This is a genomic window from Pseudomonas sp. PSB18, from assembly GCF_014596565.1.
Classification (GTDB): domain Bacteria; phylum Pseudomonadota; class Gammaproteobacteria; order Pseudomonadales; family Pseudomonadaceae; genus Aquipseudomonas.
Map to the genome: position 1 here is coordinate 203,773 of NZ_NOIN01000004.1, position 16,971 is coordinate 220,743.

The following is a 16,971-nucleotide window of genomic DNA, read 5'->3' on the forward strand; positions in this document are numbered from 1 at the left end:
ACTCCATAGCCATCACCGAGAATGGTCCACTTGATTACAGAAATGAATTCCTGAGCATGCTATCCAAGCACTACGCCCCCGCCCATAGGGTTTTCGATTTCATCTGCCTGTGGATTCTTCCGCTCGGCTTCCTGCTGCTTTTGTGCGCCTTGTTCTTTGTGCCTGGGCGCAGCCAGCACCATAAATTATTCTATGGGCTGTTCAGCATACCTGCCCTGATAGCCTTATGCCTCAGGCCAGGCATGCTGAAAGAACTGGCCCGTGAGCCGATTTTCGTCGCCCTGGTCGTTTTCGTGAGCTGGGCGCTGATCAGCTTGTCGTGGGGGCCCGAGATCGACAATATCGGGCGCCCGATCAAAACAGTACTGCATACCCTGCTACTGTTTGCCGGGTGTCATCTACTGGTGCGCTATCGTGGAGACCTGCTTCACCCTCTGTTGTTCTGCGCAGCGACGGTAGCCCTGGTCGCCTCGCTCTATAATTTGTACATGTTTGCCAGGGTATATGAGCCGGGAATGCGCTTGATCGGCTCCGGCGCCCTCGATAATCCGCTGCTCAGCTCTCACCTGTACGGGTTCTTTTGCGTTTACTGGATCAGTCTGGGCATGCTCTGGAAAAATCGCCAGATACTCTGGCTTTCTGTGCCTGCCACCCTGGTCATGCTGGCAGCCGTCGCCGCTACCGGCTCAAGAACGCCCTTGGTCGCATTGGCCGCTGCCATTATCTGGATAGGTATCCTGTGTTGGAATCGTCGCTCGATTGCGTTGTTCGGGCTTCTGGTTCTGGGCGCAATCATCATGAGCGTATGGTTCAACAGTATGATTTTTGCCCGTGGAGACTCATTTCGCCTGGAAATCTGGCAGATAGTCCTGCAAATGATCGCCCAGCATCCCTGGATTGGGCACGGTTACGGGGCGGACCTTGAGATTGATCCAGGCTTGGGCTACATGCTCTCCGAGCCCCATAACTTTGCCCTTGGCGTGCTGTACTACGTCGGAATCGTCGGGCTGGTACCATGGATTTTCTTCCAGGCCTGGGGATTATTGAGCAGTTGGCGTTACCGGAATCATCCCTTGTTTATCGTGGCCTCCACTTGGCTGGTATACGGCATGAGCGCAGCGCTCACAGAGGGCGGAGGCATCCTGTCCAGGCCGAAGGAGCATTGGTTCCTGCTGTGGATTCCACTGGCCCTGATCGCTGCCCTGAGTATCAATTACCGCGCCAGACGCCTGCTGGATACGCCTGTGGAAAGGTTGACTCCGCAAGCCTTGGAAACGCTCTCGGCGGGGGCCCAGGTGATTGAATCTGACGGGCTTGGCCCAAAGGTCCTGCGTTTGTCCGGGGGAGATTTCCTCAAACTGTTCCGAGCACGTCGTTGGTACACCTCCGGCGGCTTCAATCCTTATTCCGAACGCTTTATCGTCAACAGTCAGTTGCTGCGAAACCTGGGCATCCAGAGCCCGACGATACTCGCGCTGTACCATTTGAACGACAGCAGCAGTGCGGTGCACTACGTCCCCTTGCCAGGAATGACCGTTCGCCAAGCGATGAAAGACGCTGCGACGCCTGCGCAACGCCACTCCCTGGTCCAGGGCTTTGGAAGATTCCTCGCGCAATTGCATGAACGAGGCGTCTACTTCCGATCCCTGCATATGGGCAATGTACTGGTCCTGGAAAACGGTGAATTCGGCCTGATCGATATTGCCGACATGTACGTATATCCGTCTTCGCTCAGGCTCGCGCTTCGCCAGCGCAACTTGCGCCATATGCAGCGCTATAAGGAGGATTACGGCTGGCTTTTTGAGCAACACCTTGATGCGCTGCTTGATGGTTACGCCATGATCGCCTCGAAACCGGCGGTCGATGACCTGCAAAAGCGCATTCTATCGAGGGACAGACCGGCCCGGGCGTGACGATCCCGTCGTTCGACGTTGAACGACGATATCAGCCATCTCGAATCCTTTGAGCGCGGTTCAGTGCTTTTCCAGCGGACAAAAAAACATGCGCCCCAGGCCGCGCCAGGTTTTTTTGTTCCAAGCCCTGAAAGGAACCTGCCTCAGTAGCTCACGAGCGAACACGTGGTCGCGGTTCGACATTTTCAGGAACATGGAATTAAGGAACTTGTAGCGCACCTCGTCATAAAGCGGATGATCGCTGAACAAGGCGTAGGTACGCAGAATGCTATCGGTCATGAACCGATGATTCTTGTAGGAGTTGGTCGCGTGCTTGCGATAGCGCGCCATCAACACACTCAGACCGTCGATAAAATAACCGGCACGGGTCACCTTCAGTTCGATCAGCAGATCCTCCAGGCGAATCAGTGGATCGAACCCTCCGACTTTCTCCAACGCCTCGCGACGAATCATCAACGTCGGCGCAGGCGGGTAGGGTTTTCGCTCCATGAACATGTCTTCGAAATCAAGCCGCCGGAAAGGCACGTCTCGACGCTGGCGACTCTCGGGATAAAGATTGCCATCAGCATCGATCAGCTCGATATTACCCGCACATATACCGACTTCAGGTTTGCCGTCCATGTACGCCACCTGAACGGCGATCCGCTCGGGCAGCATAATGTCGTCGGAACCAAACGGGACGATAAGGCTGCCGCTGGAGCGGGCAATGGCATCATTTAGCGTATTGGTCAGGCCCTGGTTCTGCTGGACGCGAAAGTCGAAGCCATGCGTCGCCTGTAATCGCTGTATACGTTCGACACTGTCATCGGTAGAACCGTCGTCGATCACCAGCAGCTCAATGTTCGGGTAGGTCTGCCCAATCACACTGAGGATGCACTCTTCGATATAGCGACCGTGGTTATAGGATGCGATGATCACAGTGACGACGGGCTGTGCGGCACTCATGGCTGCTCCTTGCGGGCTTCATCCAGGCCGCTCTCTATCAATTCAAGGTATTGCCGACGAAACACCTCAATGTCGTGCTGCGCGACAAGGTAACGGTAGGCTCGCTCGCCGCAGGCTTTGAGCTCGGCGTCCGAAAGCCCCAAGTAGGTGTCGAGCGCCACTATCAGGCTCGGCACATCGGCAGGTTTTACCGACAGGCCACCCGCCCCTTGGATCAAGGGCAACATGGCCGGCACATCCGAAGCAATCACCGGTAGATGCCCGCTCATGCCCTCCAGCAACGCCAGGCCCAAGCCTTCGGCCAGCGATGGCATGGTCCAGATATCGAATGCGCGCACATATTGCAGAGCATTTTCCTTGAAGCCTAACAGATGCACCCGATCGCTCAGACCCAACTGTTGGATCAGCGCGGCCAACCGGGACTCTTCCCGTCCGGCACCAATAATCGCCAGTTGGGCGGCAGGATACTTATCCTTGAGTGTAGCGAAAGCCTGAAGCAGGTAAGTGTGCCCCTTGACCGGCACCAGCCGACCCAGAGCACCAATCAGTCTTACCGAAGGATCGATACCTAGCAATTCACGGGCACGTTCGCGTGAATGCTGCAAGGCTTCAGCCTGCTTGACGTCGATGGCGTTGGTAATGGCATAGGTATTGGAATCGGTGAAACCACAACGACAGTCCAGCAGATATTGTTTGACCGCCGGCGAGACACCGACAAATCGCCAATGACGATCTACCTGTCGCTCGGTCTGGCGGCGGCGATAAAACCGGTCATATTCCCCGAACCCATGGGCAATACCGATGCACAACGGGATCTTCAGCCACCGATTGAGCTGCAGCATCATGTTGACGGGTTTGAACCGGTTGCACACGACCACGTCGAATTTTTCCTTGCGGCAGAATTGATACAGCTGCCACATCGCGCGAATACGCAGCCCCTTCAGAGCCTTGTCGGTAAATTCGAAATAAATCGAATGATCGGCTCGACTCACCGCGTCGCCAGGACCCGGGCGCCCACGCAGGAAAGCTGCCGTCACCTCGTAGCGCTCGCTGGGCAGTGCTTTGACGATCTGCTCCGCCAGATCCGCAAAGTCATGTTGCTTGACGTTATAGTCCGGCTGCAACTGCAGCACTTTCAACCGCTGACTCATAGTTCCCCTTGGTGAAAACCCGTCGCATCAATCGTCCAGACAGGCGTTGTCGCCAGTCGCTGGATCCAAGCAGGATCCGGCTCGGGCAATGCCGACCATTCGTTGCGCTTCCAGCATACGAAATGAAAATACGGGAAAGTACGCTCTCCATCCCGATCATTGGTCAGACAACCATCGCACCAGCGCCAGCGAAGAGGGAAGTTCTCAGAACCGTCGTGCCACTTTATGCATCCACCCGGCGTGCTGAAGGCTTCGATGAACTCACTGCGTCGACGCCACGGATTAAACTTACCCACCAGCGAAAACAGCGGTTCTGGAAAGTTCTTGCGCCACAGGAAAATCCGGCTGAACGCGCCTTCATCCAAGGCATGGTGCCGATCATCGGTAAAGCGCTCTTGCCAGTTCTTGATCAACTTGAACACTTCACGCCCTGGGGCCGTGTTGCGTATGAGGCACAAGTGCCCGGCAACGCGACGTTCATGAGTTGAAAACAGATCACGACTGGCCAGGCGCTCGACTGTGAAATATTGCCGAAGATCACCGTACACCACATCAATATCGCCAAAGCCCCAGAAATCGTAGCCTTCCAGGCGATCGACATGAATGTATCCGAGGGCCGGCTTGATGTCGCACAGTTTGTAGGCCTGCGCGGGTCTGAATTCGATATCCAATCGCTGGGAAACCAGCTGGCAATATGCGTCGAACGTCGTGGTTTCGACTGCCACGTTAGAGGGCAGATTTTCCGGAACACCGCAATCGCTGAACAACAGCCAATCTATATCGGGGTTATGTCGACAGCTTTCGAGAAATAACGGCATCCAGAAAGGCCAACGGCCAAAATATGGAATGATGAATAGGATACGGGGGCAAGGGTTGGTCACTAAAGGCTCACGTTAACCAGGACAAGGGCGTCGAGCCCGTTCTGTGTCATTTTTGTTTGATCTGCGCAGTAGAAGACGTCATTAACCAGAAAAGCTCGTGACGCCTGACGGCCTTACGAAAAAAATCGTTCTCGCCATAGGCAGAACTGACCCTGTTGGTCAAAAAGCCTTGTATCAAACGTCTCAACCGCCGCTTCAAAGGCAGAGGAGGTTGCAGATCATGCATCATGCCCAGCGCCATGGCCTTGTCCCGCTGAAGTGTCAGCGACAGTGACAGACTCAAGGGTTGCATTGTCCGATCAGGATCAAAGACCGGCGGCAACGCCACGCCTTCCCCTGTATCACCCATGGGCCAGCGGTCATTGTCATGCAGGTGATTGGCATACCCCAGCAACGTGGTTGGCTGCCATTCCAGGCCTACCAGCGCCTCCATCACTGCGTCATGGGCGCAGACGTGATCAGCATGCGGGTCGAGTGTCGGGTGCGGCAGCACAATCACTTCGGGACGCGCCTTGAGCAGCAATTCACGCAGGTCCGCTATCAGGTTATTCCAGGTGGGCGCACCGTCAGTATCGCCCGGCAGCACAAACGGATTCATCCGGCGGAACAGCCGGGTGTCACTCAGATCAGCTTCGCGAGAGCCCTGGGGTTGACCGGGCGCCGATTGCATGGCCGCTAGCTGGAGGCAGAAATAGCCCAGCTGTACACATTGCGTTTCAGGCACCCCGGCCCAACGGGGTACGGCAATGCTGTCCCAGGCTCGCAAGCGGCCTTTGAGTCGTGCCGCTTCGACACTATCCAGGCCCATCTGCTGATAATGCTCGGCTTCGATTTCACCGGCGGTCAGGGTCACGATCCAGGTTTCGTCTGCCTGACTGTACAGCCCATAGGCGGCCAACTCGGCATCGTCGGCATGGGGCGCAATGACCATCACCCGTTGACCCTGCAGTTGCGGCGAGGCGAAGGACCAGAGCGTCGGCTCCCCCCGTACTCGACAAAAGCGCCCACGCAGGCGCAACTCGCCTCTGGACAGAGCAGGTCCCTGCTCGCTGAGGTTGAGATAGCGCAGGCCATTGACACCGCGCTCGAATGTTTGTCGATCCGGGGCATCACCACCCGACAATTCGACAACCGGATCGATAAAGCGCCCCAGCCAGGTGCTTCTGACCCGCAGCGCCAGGATCAGCGTGGCGCCGTCGTCCAGCATCACGCCCTCATCCAGCCGCAGCCGCCCGGCATTCAGATGCACTTTCGGTTGCTGGGTAAATGGCGGGAAGCTGTATTGGTAATCGTCCTTGGGCGAATAGAACAGGTGATCGGCAAACCACGCTTCATGAGCGACCCAACCCAATACCGCCAGCACCAACGGCAACCACCAGGCGACCAGTACGCCCAGCAAGACCAGCGTCACAAGCGCCAATAACAACCCCACGCGCTTGTTGCGACGATGGCGCTTGAGCAATTGCTGTTTGCGACTAACGGGTGGATTCATACGGTAAACACCGGCACAGGGTTGCACCAACGGTCCTTGTACTCCCGGTCCGCCCGGCCGAACGAAAAACGCAACGGCTTGCCGGCGGCACGGGCATGCTCCCAGGCGCTTTGGGTATTGAGGAAACTCAGCACGCTGCCTGGACTGAATTCGCGGGTTTGCGGGTCCACGCCACCGTTGATGTACTCGACGCTGATCCACTCCGGCGCTTCGACCCGATACACCAGTTGAATAGCGATCGGGGCATCGTTGAGAAAGATCACCGAACCGATCAGCAGTTCCCGTAGCAGCTCGATTACCTCGCCCATGCGCTCGGCACCGGTCGCCGCAAAACCCCAGCGGCGCAGGAACAGGTCGCAGTAGATCGACGCCAGTTCCGCGCTGGAAAACTCATCGACCGAGCGCACCACTCCACCGGCCTCTTCCAGCAAACGCAGCTCGCGACGCTGGTTGTAGCGAAACTTCTTGGACAGCTCTTCCGGCGTACGCGCCATGGCCAGCTGTTCCTGCTGAACTTTCAGGCCGCTGAAACGCCCTTCGTTGAGGGCCGACAGATAACGTCCGCGATGACGCAACGGCGCCTGTGCATCGGGCGCCGCCGGCAGGATCAGCTCGGCGTTGCCCAGGTCGAACAAGCCTTTCTTGCCGCTGCGCTTGAGCACGTCCTTGGACAGCGCCAGATCCTGGCCCCAGGTCGCAATGGCCGCCTTCAACTCCCCCTGATGTTCGTATGCCAGGTAACGCACGGGAATATCGGCCAGGTCCGCCAGGCGCTCAACCACCAGGGGATGGGTCGCCACACTGCCACCAAAGCGCTGCCAGGCCTGGGCATAAGCCGAAGCGTCTATTGTCATCCAGCCGCGCTCACGCCAACCTTGGAATCGATTGAGCATCAAGCCCTCGGCGCCAGTTCGGTGACTTGGGGCAAACGCCAGAATGCCTCGCGCACCGCACGGTCGGAGAAGCGTTCACGCAGGCGGTCAAGCATCAGCTCGGCACATTGACGCCGCTGCAGATCATCCATGACCGCCAGGTGCTGCAGCCCCTGGGCCAGGTGCTCGGCGTCGCCCAGCGGAAACAGAATACCCACGCCTTCGACCACTTCCTTCGCCCCGCCACAGGCCGTGGCCAGCAACGGCACACCGGCGGCCATTGCTTCGAGCAACACCATGCCGAACGGTTCGTGATCGGAACTCAGTGCGAACACGTCGAAAGCCCGAAAGTAACGGCGCGCCTCAGGCACCAGGCCGAGAAACAGCACGCGGTCGGCGATCCCCAGTTCCAGCGCCAGCTCCCGCAGGTCCTGCTCCAGACGCCCTTTGCCGAGGATGGCCAGTTGACTGTGGTCGGGCAAATACGCCAGTGCCGCGGCAAACCCCCGCAACAACGTGGCCTGTCCCTTGTCCGGATGCAGGCGGCCGACGTTGCCGACGATCCAGGCGTTCGCCTCCAGCCCCAAGGTATGCCGCGCCTCGTCCCGGGACACCAGGCCAGCCTCAGCGGCCTCCAGGTCGATGCGGTTGTAGAGAGTCTGGATCCGGCCCGCCGGCCAATTCGGCAGACAGTGGCGCATGTCGTCACGCACCGCATCGGAGACCCCGAGCAAGCTCAGGCGCTTGCGGAAAACATGAGCGAACAGCCGGCGAGTACGCCGCCGGTAATCGCCGAAGGCATGGTGCACGCCAATCACCCGCAGCCCAGTGCCGAGCAGGGCGATGTAGATAGGCTTGAAGCGGTGGGCAATACAGAAACTGAAATTGCGCGAAGCGGCGATCTTGCGCAGATCGCCAATGGCGCCCAGCTTCAGGCCTCTCACGGCACTGGAGCTGTATTCCATGAACAGCACCTCGTCCGAGGCGCAACCAGCAGCAACCTCGGCATCGGCGACCCCGGTGAGAAACACCGTGGTCACGCGATAGCCGGTACCCGCGAACAGGCTGGCGTATTGACGGGCACAGTCGAGGAACGGCCCGTCATAACCGTGGCAGAACTGCAGCACATGTCGCTCAGCCGAGCGTGTCATAAGCGTCTACGCCGTCTTTGACCACCAGAATGTCTTCCATGATCAGGTATTGCAGATCCGAGCCATAGAACATGTTCAGCGCATCGGTCGGCGAACAGATCATCGGTTCGCCGCGGCGGTTGAGCGAGGTGTTCAGGGACACACCGTTGCCTGTCAGGACTTCCAAAGCTTTCATCATGTCGTAGTAGCGCGGATTGTATTCGCGCTTGAGCACCTGGGCCCTGGAAGTACCGTCTTCGTGGACGACTTCCGGCACACGGGTTTTCCACTCTTCGGCCACTTCGAATGTGAAAGTCATGAAGGGGGCGGGATGATCGACCTTGATCATCTGGGGCGCCACGGTGTCGAGCATCGAAGGGCAGAAAGGCCTCCAGCGCTCGCGGAACTTGATCTGTTCGTTGATGCGATCCGCCACGCCGCTGGCGCTCGGGCAACCGATGATCGAACGACCGCCCAGGGCTCGCGGACCAAATTCCATGCGCCCCTGGAACCAGGCCACCGGGTTGCCGTCGACCATGATTTTGGCAATGCGCTCGGGGGTATTGTCGATCTTGCGCCACGCCGGTTTGCTCGGATGACGGGCGCAGGCGGCGATCACATCTTCGTTGCTGTAGGCCGGGCCGAGGTAGACGTGTTCCATCTTCTCCACGGGCACGCCACGGGCATGGGACACATAGGCGGCCGCGCCCACCGCGGTACCGGCGTCGCCGGAAGCCGGTTGCACGAACAGCTCCTTGACGTCGTCACGGGCGATGATCTTCTGGTTCAGCTTGACGTTCAACGCGCAACCACCGGCGAAAGCCAGCTTGCCGGTTTCCTTGAGCACGTCGCCCAGGTAGTGATCGATCATCTGCAGCGCGAGTTTCTCGAACAGCGCCTGCATGCTGGCCGCGTAATGGATGTATGGCTCGTCGGCGATATCGCCTTCGCGCTTGGGACCGAGCCATTCGATCAGCTTCGGCGAGAAGTAGAAGCCCTTGCCCTTCTCTTTATAGCGGCGCAGGCCGATCACGTTGGCGTAGTCGGTGTTGATCACCAACTGGCCGTTCTCGAACGAGGCCAGGCGCGAGAAATCGTACTTGCTGGCATCGCCGTAGGGCGCCATGCCCATGACCTTGAATTCGCCGTCGAGCATTTCAAAGCCGAGGAATTCAGTGATCGCACCGTACAGGCCGCCCAGTGAGTCCGGGTCGAAAAATTCCTTGATCTTGTGGATCTTGCCGTTTTCGCCGTAGCCGAAGAAGGTCGTGGCGTACTCGCCCTTGCCGTCGATGCCCAGAATCGCGGTTTTTTCCTGGAAGCCCGAGCAGTGATATGCGCTGGAAGCGTGGGCCAGGTGGTGCTCGACCGGCTCGATCTTGATCTTCTTCGGATCGAAGCCCAGTTGCTCCAGGCACCAGACGATCTTGCGGCGATAGCGCTTGTAGCGACGATTGCCCATCAGGATCGCGTCGAGAGCACGGTCCGGGGCATACCAGTAGCGCTTGGCATAGTGCCAGCGCGCTTCGCCGAACAGGCTGATCGGCGCGAACGGGATCGCTACCACATCGACGTCAGATGGCTTGATGCCAGCTTGCTCCAGGCAGAACTTCGCCGACTCATAGGGCATGCGGTTCTTTGCATGCTTATCGCGTACGAAGCGCTCTTCCTCGGCCGCCGCGATCAGCTTTCCGTCTATGTACAGCGCTGCGGAAGGATCATGGCTGAGGGCGCCGGACAGGCCAAGAATCGTCAATGCCACAGGGTCTAGCCTCTTATGTCTGCATACGGGCGAAAAGCGCCGCGAAAAATTGATGTGCCACTCGCCGGGGCGCTAGGCAGCTAAAGGGCGGGATTATAGCGTAAAAGCGTCGGTAAGCCGCTAGCGGCGAAGACAGACCGGTAAGTATTTGAATACCACCAGCCGTGTGCCCTGCAACGGGTTGCTGACGATTTCAGGTGCCAGTCCGTTAGCCCGCAAAAACAGGATGCGGGCATGTTCGGCAAGGGCCCGTCCATTCACACTCATTAAAAATGACCTGACCACTCAGGTTATCTGGATGTACAACAAATAAGATCGCCCACTGATTCATTTCGTTCAAGGCGCCCCCTTCATATACCCCAACCAGCGCTCCAATAGTTGAAAATATTTTTAACTCTTATATCCATTCCGAGACTTGAAAAGCCGTCCGTCGCCACTGTCGACATTGACAGTAGCAAGTTTGAAAATCGGAAAAACCCAAAGCAACAAGACAACCTTACCAATACCAGGCCCCATTCATGACCACCGATGCGATCACTTATTGGCGGCACGGCTACCGAATCTCATGCCTATGAGCCTGACCACGGGAGCCGCCACTTAGAGTGGGACCTGAAATTGATGGATCAGTTGCTTTACGATAGATCTTTAACAGGACCAGAAGTAGCCCCATGTATTCCAGCCACTCCCTCGTCAATGCGTTCAAAAGCGGCATTCGATCAATGCCTGGTATCTTTGCCGCTTATTTCACCCTTGGCTGCTGCGAGCGTTTCGCAGCAACCATTCTTCGATTATGAATCGCATATGCCCCATAGGTAACACTTTGAAGCAAAATCAAGCAGCGCCCTGAAATTCAAGAAACCACTCCAAGTTGATGTCAGCCCAGGCAAAGACATATCTTCCCAGCCCAACTTCACTCATTCTCGTATCTTTGGTAGTCGCCCATTTATCACCCGATACAACGCACTGCCCTCAGGCCAGTTGCGCATGAATCGCGCCCGATCCCGGGCATAGGCAGGGGCGAAGCTCGCGAGGGTGCGGTGCTGGCACATGGAATCCAGGTCGATCAGTGCCCAGCGATCATGCTGCCAGAACAGGTTGTGTCCCTTGAAGTCGCCATGGCTGATGCGTTCGCGGATCAAGTCGGCGAACAATCGGTCCAGCGCCAGCAACTCGGATTCCGGCGCATCACCGCTTTCCACGTAGGGAGCAAAACGCTCGATGATGTCCGGCCCCGACAGATGCTCGGTCACCAGGTAGGCACCACGACGCAGCCACAGGAAGCGCTTTTCCAGCAACGCCAGGGGTTTGGGAGTGGCGATGCCGAGAAATGCCAGGCGATGGCCCTCGCGCCACGAGTGCCAGGCGCGGCTCGGACGCCAGAAGCGCTTGAGCCAATGGGCGAAGTTTTTGATGTTGTAACGCTTGATGACCAGGGTACGACCGTCGACCTCGACTTTGCCGACACTCGCCGCCCCCCCGGTCTTGTACAAGTGGCCCTGATCCAGCAAGGCATCCGCCCGCTCCAGCACTGGCACCATGGCCGCCTCTTCGTCGCGCCGGATCGCGCGCAGACCGAACGCCCCACGCTGCACGCTGAACAGACTGCATTCGCGCCCGACCTTTTCCATGAAGTCGTTCAGCCGCCAGGCCTGCACCTTGTCGATCTGCTTTTGCAGCGCTTCCATGGGCAGCGCGTGTTCGGCGTTGCTCAGCAGATAATGCACCAGCAACTCTTCGGTGAACGGCTCGATGGACTTGGGTAACTGGGCGAAAAACACCCCAAGATTTTCCAGCACTTTCTGTCGCGACAAGGGTTGTCCCGGCGTCTCGGCACGGATGCCGGCACCGTCGATCAGGTAAAGTTTACCGTCGTGGCGCAGCAGGTTGTCCAAGTGCAGGTCTTCCTGCCACAAGCCTTTGCCATGCAGTTGTGCGATGGCCCCCAAGGCCTCGGCCAGCACCGCCGCCTGCTCGTCGGCCAGCAGAGGCTGATGCTCGACCAGTTTCCAGGCTTCCCCCAGGCTTTCGGCGCCTTCGAGGAACTCGAACAGCAACCAACCGCCCTCGCCTTCTTTCAGGCCGTCGGCCAATAACAACGGCGTCGTCAGACCCTGTTCCGCCAGCAGGCGCACGCCTTGCAGTTCGCGTTGGAAATGCCGGGCCGCCTTGCTGCCGACCAGCAGTTTGGCCAGCACCGGCCGGCCGCGCCAGACGCCGGCGCCGACATAACGCTGGCCCGGCAACACCCGCAACAGCGACAGCAACTGCAATTGCCCCGGGCCGGCGGCGTCGGCCAGTTCCAGGCTCAGGGGCAGGTCGGGACTACGACCGACCCTTTTCAACTCGGACAAATGCATCAACGGGCTTCCTTGTGGCTGCGCCGAGCGGTCAGGCGGGTCAACCAGCGGTCGACCAGAGCGGCGTCCGGCGGCTGGTCCAGGTAGGTAGCCAGCAACTGGCGGACTTCGCCTTCATTCCAGACCGACGCGCGACGCAGCAAAGGCTCAAGATCCTTGACCCTGTCGCGCTGACCGAACAGCAGCGGACGGGTCTTCTCCAGGTCGATCAGTTGCGCCTGATAGCCGTCGGCCGTCGCTTGCAGAAAGATGTGTTTGGGATAAAAGCAACCGTGGACCTGATGCATGCCGTGCAGGCGTCGCGCCAATTGACCACAAGCCTTCAGGATGGTCGAACGTTGTGTCGCTGTCAGCGTCGGCCAGTCCTGCAACAGCGAATCCAGGTCATCCCAGCCTTCCAGGGCCCGCGTCAGCAGGATCGCCCGCACTTCACCATCGATCTTGCGCTGGCCGTAGAACACCGCTTGCAGGGCCGGAATGCCCAACTGGCGATAACGGCTGATGTTGCGAAACTCCCGAGAAAAACTCGGCTCACCGAAGGGGTGGGACAACGTCCGCGTCAGGTAATTGCTCTGGCGCTTGAGGTAATAGCCCCGCCCTTCAAGTTCCAGACGGAACACGCTGCTCCAGCCGTCTCCCGAGGTGTTGGGTTCGTCCACCGCGTCCAGTTGCCGCGCCCACAGGGCCTCGAAACTGTCCAGACCGTGGCGCTCCAGCAATGGCCGGTCTTCAGCGGCCAGAAAATCATTCATTCACGCCCCTCGAAAAATCTCACCACGTGACGGATACGTTTCTTGTCGCACGTATCGAGTCGGTCGCGTTGGCGATATTGCAGGTAGAAACGCAGGCGCTGGGTGGCCGACAAGTGATACTTGGCGACTTTGTCCAGGCACGCCAGGTCCTTGGTGATGCGGTACTTGAGCCAGAAGCCACGCCAGAAATCACCGTTCGGGCAGTCGATCAGGAACAGCTGCGACTGGTCGTCGATCAGCAGATTGCGCCACTTCAGATCGTTATGGGTGAAACGATGCTCGTGCATGGTCCGCGTGTAGCCAGCCAGTTGCCGGCTCACCCCATCGACCCAGGCGCGATCGGCCAGCCGCGGGTCGTGACGATCCGCCAGGGCCGAAAGGTCTTCGGTGTGGGGCAGTTCACGGGTGATCATTGCCCCCCGGGCATAGGCCGCGCCGTGACGCTCCAGGCCCCATGCCACGATCTCGGCCGTAGGAATGCCCCACTTGGCGAAGCGCTTGAGGTTCTGCCATTCGGACTTGACCCGCGGCTTGCCCAGGTAACGGCGCAAGCCCTTGCCGGCCCCGACGTAGCGTTTTACGTAATAGTTCACACCATTGCGCTGTATGCGGATCACCTCCGACAACGGGTCACGGGTCAAGCGCTCCCCCTGCAAGGCAAACACCGCGTCGAGGCTGCCGAAATCCTGCGCCAGCTCGACGTAGGCCGGCTCCAGTTTCCAACCCGACATCAGAGCGCATCCCCGTACCGCTGTTTGCGGGCATAGAGCTTGTTGGCCTTGGCGTCGAGCCAGTTCAACAGTGCGGCCTCTTGCGCAAGTATCTGGCGCAGCGGCTGCTGAAAGTAACCTTTCAAAAAGCGCAGCTTGTCGCGACGGGTCAGGCCAATGTCCAGCGCCGAGAAATACAGCGCAGCCAGGTCCTTGTTGCGCCAGCGGGTGGTGATGGCCGGACGGGTCTGGGCGCGGTGCAGGTCGATCACCGACAGCTTGAAATCCTGAGGGGTCACCGGCTTGTCGGTGTGCAGCAGAAAATGGCAGATGTAGCAGTCGCGATGGTTGACCCCGGCACGGTGCATCATGCCGGTCATGCGCGCCACTTCGGCGATCAGGGCCCGCTTGAGCGCCGGTTGCGGCGGATGCTTGATCCAGTCGATGCTGAAGTCTTCGAGGCTGACGGTCGGCGCCAGCTCCTCGGTGACAATGAAGGAGTGCTGGTCCGCCGGATTCTGGCCCTTCTCGCCATACGCAACAGCGGTCATGGTCGGCACACCGACTTCCTGCAGGCGCTGGATGGCCTTCCACTCCTGCCCCGCACCGAGGACCGGCAGCTTGGCGGTGACCAGGTTCTTGACGATCTCGCCCCAGCCGATGCCACGGTGGATCTTCACGAAAAAGCCGCGCCCGTCCACCTCCGTGCGCAAGGTGCGCCGGGCTTCCAGTTCACGATAGACCTCGCCCTTGAGCGCCTCGACTTCGGCGAACGCATCGCGCCCGGCCCAAAGGCTCTTGAACGGTTCGGCCAGCATCAATTTCATTACGGGTGCTCCGCCAATATCACATCGGCCGCGTGCTGCGGCATGCTGTAGAGGTCGGCCGTTTCAGCGAAGGCCAGACCATTGCGGCTCCAGGCTGCCCGCGCATCGGCATCACTCAGCATCCGCTCCAGGTATTCGGTGAGCTGTGCCTGCTCGAACGGTTCGTCCAGCACCAGCCCACTGTCGGCCTCGGCGATGTAATGGGCGTACCCGCACACCGCGCTGACCAGCACCGGCAACCCGGCCACCAGTGCTTCAAGCAGCACGGTGCCGGTATTCTCGTTGTACGCCGGATGGATCAACAGGTCGGCGCCCAGGAGGAAACGCGGGATATCGCTGCGCCCCTTGAGGAACCGCACATTGTCACCGAGCCCCAACGCGGCGCTCTGCAATTGGAATACTTTGGGGTCGTCCTGGCCGATTACAAACAGCCGGGTACGTTTTTTCAGTTCGGCAGGCAGCGCGGCGAGCGCCTTGAGGCTGCGATCCACGCCCTTGGTCTTGAACCCGGACCCGATCTGCACCAGCAGCAGGTCGTCATCGGCCAGCTCGAACTCGGCACGGAACGCGGCACGAATCGCGTCGGCATCGGCGGGTCGGCGGCGGTCCTGGGCAATGCCCGGCGGCAACAGATGGAAGCGCTCCAGCGGCGTGCCGTAATGCTTGATGAACAGCGGCTGCTGGACTTCGGAAATCATCAGCACGTCGGTCTTGGCGTCCCTGGCAAACACCGCGCGCTCGTACTCGGCGAAATGCCGGTAGCGTCCCCAGCGCCGATACAGGGAATTGCGCAGGGTCTGCGCCTTGTCTTCGAAACAGCCATCGGCGGCGTAATACACATCCAGGCCGGGCATCTTGTTAAAGCCGATCAGACGGTCCACCGGGCGCTTGGCCAGGTCGGCTTCCATCCACGCGCTGAGTTTCTCGTTGCGACGGTGGTTGAACAACGCCTTGACCGGCGCCACCAGCACTTCGAAACCCGGTGGGACGTCACCTTCCCAGATCAGCGTGTAGACACGGATCTGATGACCACGCCGCTGGCACTCCAGGGCGATGCGCATGAAATCACGTTGCAGGCCGCCGAAGGGAAAGTATTTATAAAGGACAAAAGCCAATTGCATCAGCGCGGCTCCTCAGCCAATAACGTGCTCAGGTGGCTGGCAACACGCTCGGGGTTCAGTCGCGTAAAGCACAAGGGCCGCTCGCGTTTCAGGTCAAACCGACGGGCATCTTCGGCGGTCGGCGGATAAGTGCATTGTTTCTGCATGCAGGGCGCACAGGGGAAATCGCTGGCGAGATGGATCTGGCCCTTGCCATAGGCGCCGGTCAGCACCGGGTTGGTAGGGCCGAGCAACGAAATAGTCGGCACGTCCAAGGCGGCGGCCAGGTGACCGAGGCCAGTGTCTACCGCCACACAAGCCTGGGCGCCGGCCAGTACCTTACCCATCCCGCCCAGATTCAGCTTCGGCAGCACCAGGGCGTTGCGCAGCCCCTTGGCGATACGTTCGGCCCGAGCCTTTTCCAGCGGATTGCCCCACGGCAACTTCACCACCACGCCAAACTGGCCCATACGCTCGGTGAGCTGGCGCCAATACAGCTCCGGCCAGTGCTTGGATTCCCAGGTCGTGCCATGCAGGAACACCACGTAAGGATACGCCCGCGGCAGTTCCACCAGACGATCGACGTTCAGGCCGTAGTTGCCCAGGCTCTGGGGCAAGTCATAGCCCAGCGCCACGGCGAACAATTGTCGCACGCGCTCCACCGCATGCTGACCGCGCGCCACCGCCAGGCGACGGGAATAGAAGCGCGCAGCCAAGGGCTCGCGGGCCGAGTTCTTGTCCAGGCCGGCCACCGGGGCCTTGACGTAGCGGGTCAGCCAGGCGCTTTTCAGCAGACCTTGGGCGTCGATGACCAGATCATACTTTTCGGCGCGCATGCTTTGCTTGAAGCGGCGCCACTCGCCACTCTTGATGGTTTGCCAGAGGTTCTTGCGCCAGCGACGGATTGCCACCGGGATGACTTTACCCACGGCCGGGTGCCAGGTCGGAATCTCGGCGAAACCTTCTTCCACCACCCAATCGAAGCGGATGCCGGGAATCGCTCGCGCCGCGTCGGTCAACGCCGGCAGCGTGTGGACCACATCGCCCAGCGAAGAGGTCTTGATCAGCAATACCCGCAA

The 16,971-nt window shown here is 59.4% G+C and carries 14 protein-coding genes; 1 reads left to right on the forward strand and 13 read right to left on the reverse strand.

From position 1 onward, the window contains the following. Positions 1–56: 56 nt before the first annotated feature. Positions 57–1,913 carry a bifunctional O-antigen ligase/aminoglycoside phosphotransferase family protein gene (locus tag CGA22_RS11925; RefSeq protein ID WP_041022674.1) on the forward strand — a complete coding sequence of 619 codons (1,857 nt, stop codon included), beginning with the start codon at positions 57–59 and terminating at the stop codon, positions 1,911–1,913. Between the two features lie 60 nt (positions 1,914–1,973). Here the strand turns inward: CGA22_RS11925 and CGA22_RS11930 are convergent, their stop codons facing one another. The 13 genes from CGA22_RS11930 to waaC form a co-directional block, all read right to left on the reverse strand. Next, entirely contained in the window at positions 1,974–2,858 is an 885-nt protein-coding gene (locus tag CGA22_RS11930) for a glycosyltransferase (protein ID WP_041022673.1), read from the reverse strand. Then, positions 2,855–4,009 carry a glycosyltransferase gene (locus CGA22_RS11935; protein ID WP_041022672.1) on the reverse strand — a complete coding sequence of 385 codons (1,155 nt, stop codon included), beginning with the start codon at positions 4,007–4,009 and terminating at the stop codon, positions 2,855–2,857. Before CGA22_RS11935 ends, CGA22_RS11930 begins: the two co-directional genes overlap by 4 nt. Continuing rightward, the gene (locus tag CGA22_RS11940) at positions 4,006–4,890 is read right to left on the reverse strand and encodes a DUF6625 family protein (RefSeq protein WP_084213763.1); all 885 of its coding nucleotides are present in this window, start codon (positions 4,888–4,890) and stop codon (positions 4,006–4,008) included. The genes CGA22_RS11935 and CGA22_RS11940 overlap by 4 nt, the downstream gene beginning before the upstream one ends. Positions 4,891–4,936: 46 nt before the next feature. After that, the gene (locus tag CGA22_RS11945) at positions 4,937–6,382 is read right to left on the reverse strand and encodes a PIG-L deacetylase family protein (RefSeq protein ID WP_041022670.1); all 1,446 of its coding nucleotides are present in this window, start codon (positions 6,380–6,382) and stop codon (positions 4,937–4,939) included. Continuing rightward, a complete protein-coding gene (locus CGA22_RS11950; RefSeq protein WP_041022669.1) occupies positions 6,379–7,275 on the reverse strand; it encodes an antimicrobial resistance protein Mig-14 in 897 nt (298 codons plus the stop codon). The genes CGA22_RS11945 and CGA22_RS11950 overlap by 4 nt, the downstream gene beginning before the upstream one ends. Then, positions 7,275–8,405, reverse strand: a complete 1,131-nt coding sequence (locus tag CGA22_RS11955; protein WP_041022668.1) for a glycosyltransferase — start codon at positions 8,403–8,405, stop codon at positions 7,275–7,277. Before CGA22_RS11955 ends, CGA22_RS11950 begins: the two co-directional genes overlap by 1 nt. Continuing rightward, positions 8,389–10,146: a carbamoyltransferase gene (locus CGA22_RS11960; protein ID WP_041022667.1), complete on the reverse strand. Its 1,758-nt coding sequence runs from the start codon at positions 10,144–10,146 to the stop codon at positions 8,389–8,391. Before CGA22_RS11960 ends, CGA22_RS11955 begins: the two co-directional genes overlap by 17 nt. A 914-nt stretch (positions 10,147–11,060) precedes the next feature. Further along, positions 11,061–12,503 (reverse strand): lipopolysaccharide kinase InaA family protein, encoded by a 1,443-nt coding sequence (locus CGA22_RS11965; protein ID WP_041022666.1) that lies wholly within the window; start codon positions 12,501–12,503, stop codon positions 11,061–11,063. Further along, on the reverse strand, positions 12,503–13,255 hold the full coding sequence (locus CGA22_RS11970) for a lipopolysaccharide kinase InaA family protein (protein WP_041022665.1): 753 nt from the start codon (positions 13,253–13,255) through the stop codon (positions 12,503–12,505). The genes CGA22_RS11965 and CGA22_RS11970 overlap by 1 nt, the downstream gene beginning before the upstream one ends. Further along, positions 13,252–13,986 carry a lipopolysaccharide kinase InaA family protein gene (locus CGA22_RS11975; protein WP_041022664.1) on the reverse strand — a complete coding sequence of 245 codons (735 nt, stop codon included), beginning with the start codon at positions 13,984–13,986 and terminating at the stop codon, positions 13,252–13,254. The genes CGA22_RS11970 and CGA22_RS11975 overlap by 4 nt, the downstream gene beginning before the upstream one ends. Continuing rightward, complete coding sequence (rfaP, locus tag CGA22_RS11980; protein ID WP_041022663.1) at positions 13,986–14,792, reverse strand: lipopolysaccharide core heptose(I) kinase RfaP; 807 nt, start codon at positions 14,790–14,792, stop codon at positions 13,986–13,988. Before rfaP ends, CGA22_RS11975 begins: the two co-directional genes overlap by 1 nt. Continuing rightward, positions 14,792–15,913, reverse strand: a complete 1,122-nt coding sequence (locus CGA22_RS11985; protein WP_041022662.1) for a glycosyltransferase family 4 protein — start codon at positions 15,911–15,913, stop codon at positions 14,792–14,794. The genes rfaP and CGA22_RS11985 overlap by 1 nt, the downstream gene beginning before the upstream one ends. Further along, entirely contained in the window at positions 15,913–16,971 is a 1,059-nt protein-coding gene (waaC, locus tag CGA22_RS11990) for a lipopolysaccharide heptosyltransferase I (RefSeq protein WP_041022661.1), read from the reverse strand. The genes CGA22_RS11985 and waaC overlap by 1 nt, the downstream gene beginning before the upstream one ends.

Coding starts and splice junctions, on each gene's coding strand:
- rfaP (WP_041022663.1), bottom strand. CDS start 14,792: ATGAAATTGATGCTGGCCGAACCGTTCAAGAGCCTTTGGGCCGGGCGC.
- CGA22_RS11970 (WP_041022665.1), bottom strand. CDS start 13,255: ATGAATGATTTTCTGGCCGCTGAAGACCGGCCATTGCTGGAGCGCCAC.
- CGA22_RS11965 (WP_041022666.1), bottom strand. CDS start 12,503: ATGCATTTGTCCGAGTTGAAAAGGGTCGGTCGTAGTCCCGACCTGCCC.
- CGA22_RS11925 (WP_041022674.1), top strand. CDS start 57: ATGCTATCCAAGCACTACGCCCCCGCCCATAGGGTTTTCGATTTCATC.
- CGA22_RS11985 (WP_041022662.1), bottom strand. CDS start 15,913: ATGCAATTGGCTTTTGTCCTTTATAAATACTTTCCCTTCGGCGGCCTG.
- CGA22_RS11950 (WP_041022669.1), bottom strand. CDS start 7,275: ATGCTCAATCGATTCCAAGGTTGGCGTGAGCGCGGCTGGATGACAATA.
- CGA22_RS11930 (WP_041022673.1), bottom strand. CDS start 2,858: ATGAGTGCCGCACAGCCCGTCGTCACTGTGATCATCGCATCCTATAAC.
- CGA22_RS11955 (WP_041022668.1), bottom strand. CDS start 8,405: ATGACACGCTCGGCTGAGCGACATGTGCTGCAGTTCTGCCACGGTTAT.
- CGA22_RS11945 (WP_041022670.1), bottom strand. CDS start 6,382: ATGAATCCACCCGTTAGTCGCAAACAGCAATTGCTCAAGCGCCATCGT.
- CGA22_RS11975 (WP_041022664.1), bottom strand. CDS start 13,986: ATGTCGGGTTGGAAACTGGAGCCGGCCTACGTCGAGCTGGCGCAGGAT.
- CGA22_RS11935 (WP_041022672.1), bottom strand. CDS start 4,009: ATGAGTCAGCGGTTGAAAGTGCTGCAGTTGCAGCCGGACTATAACGTC.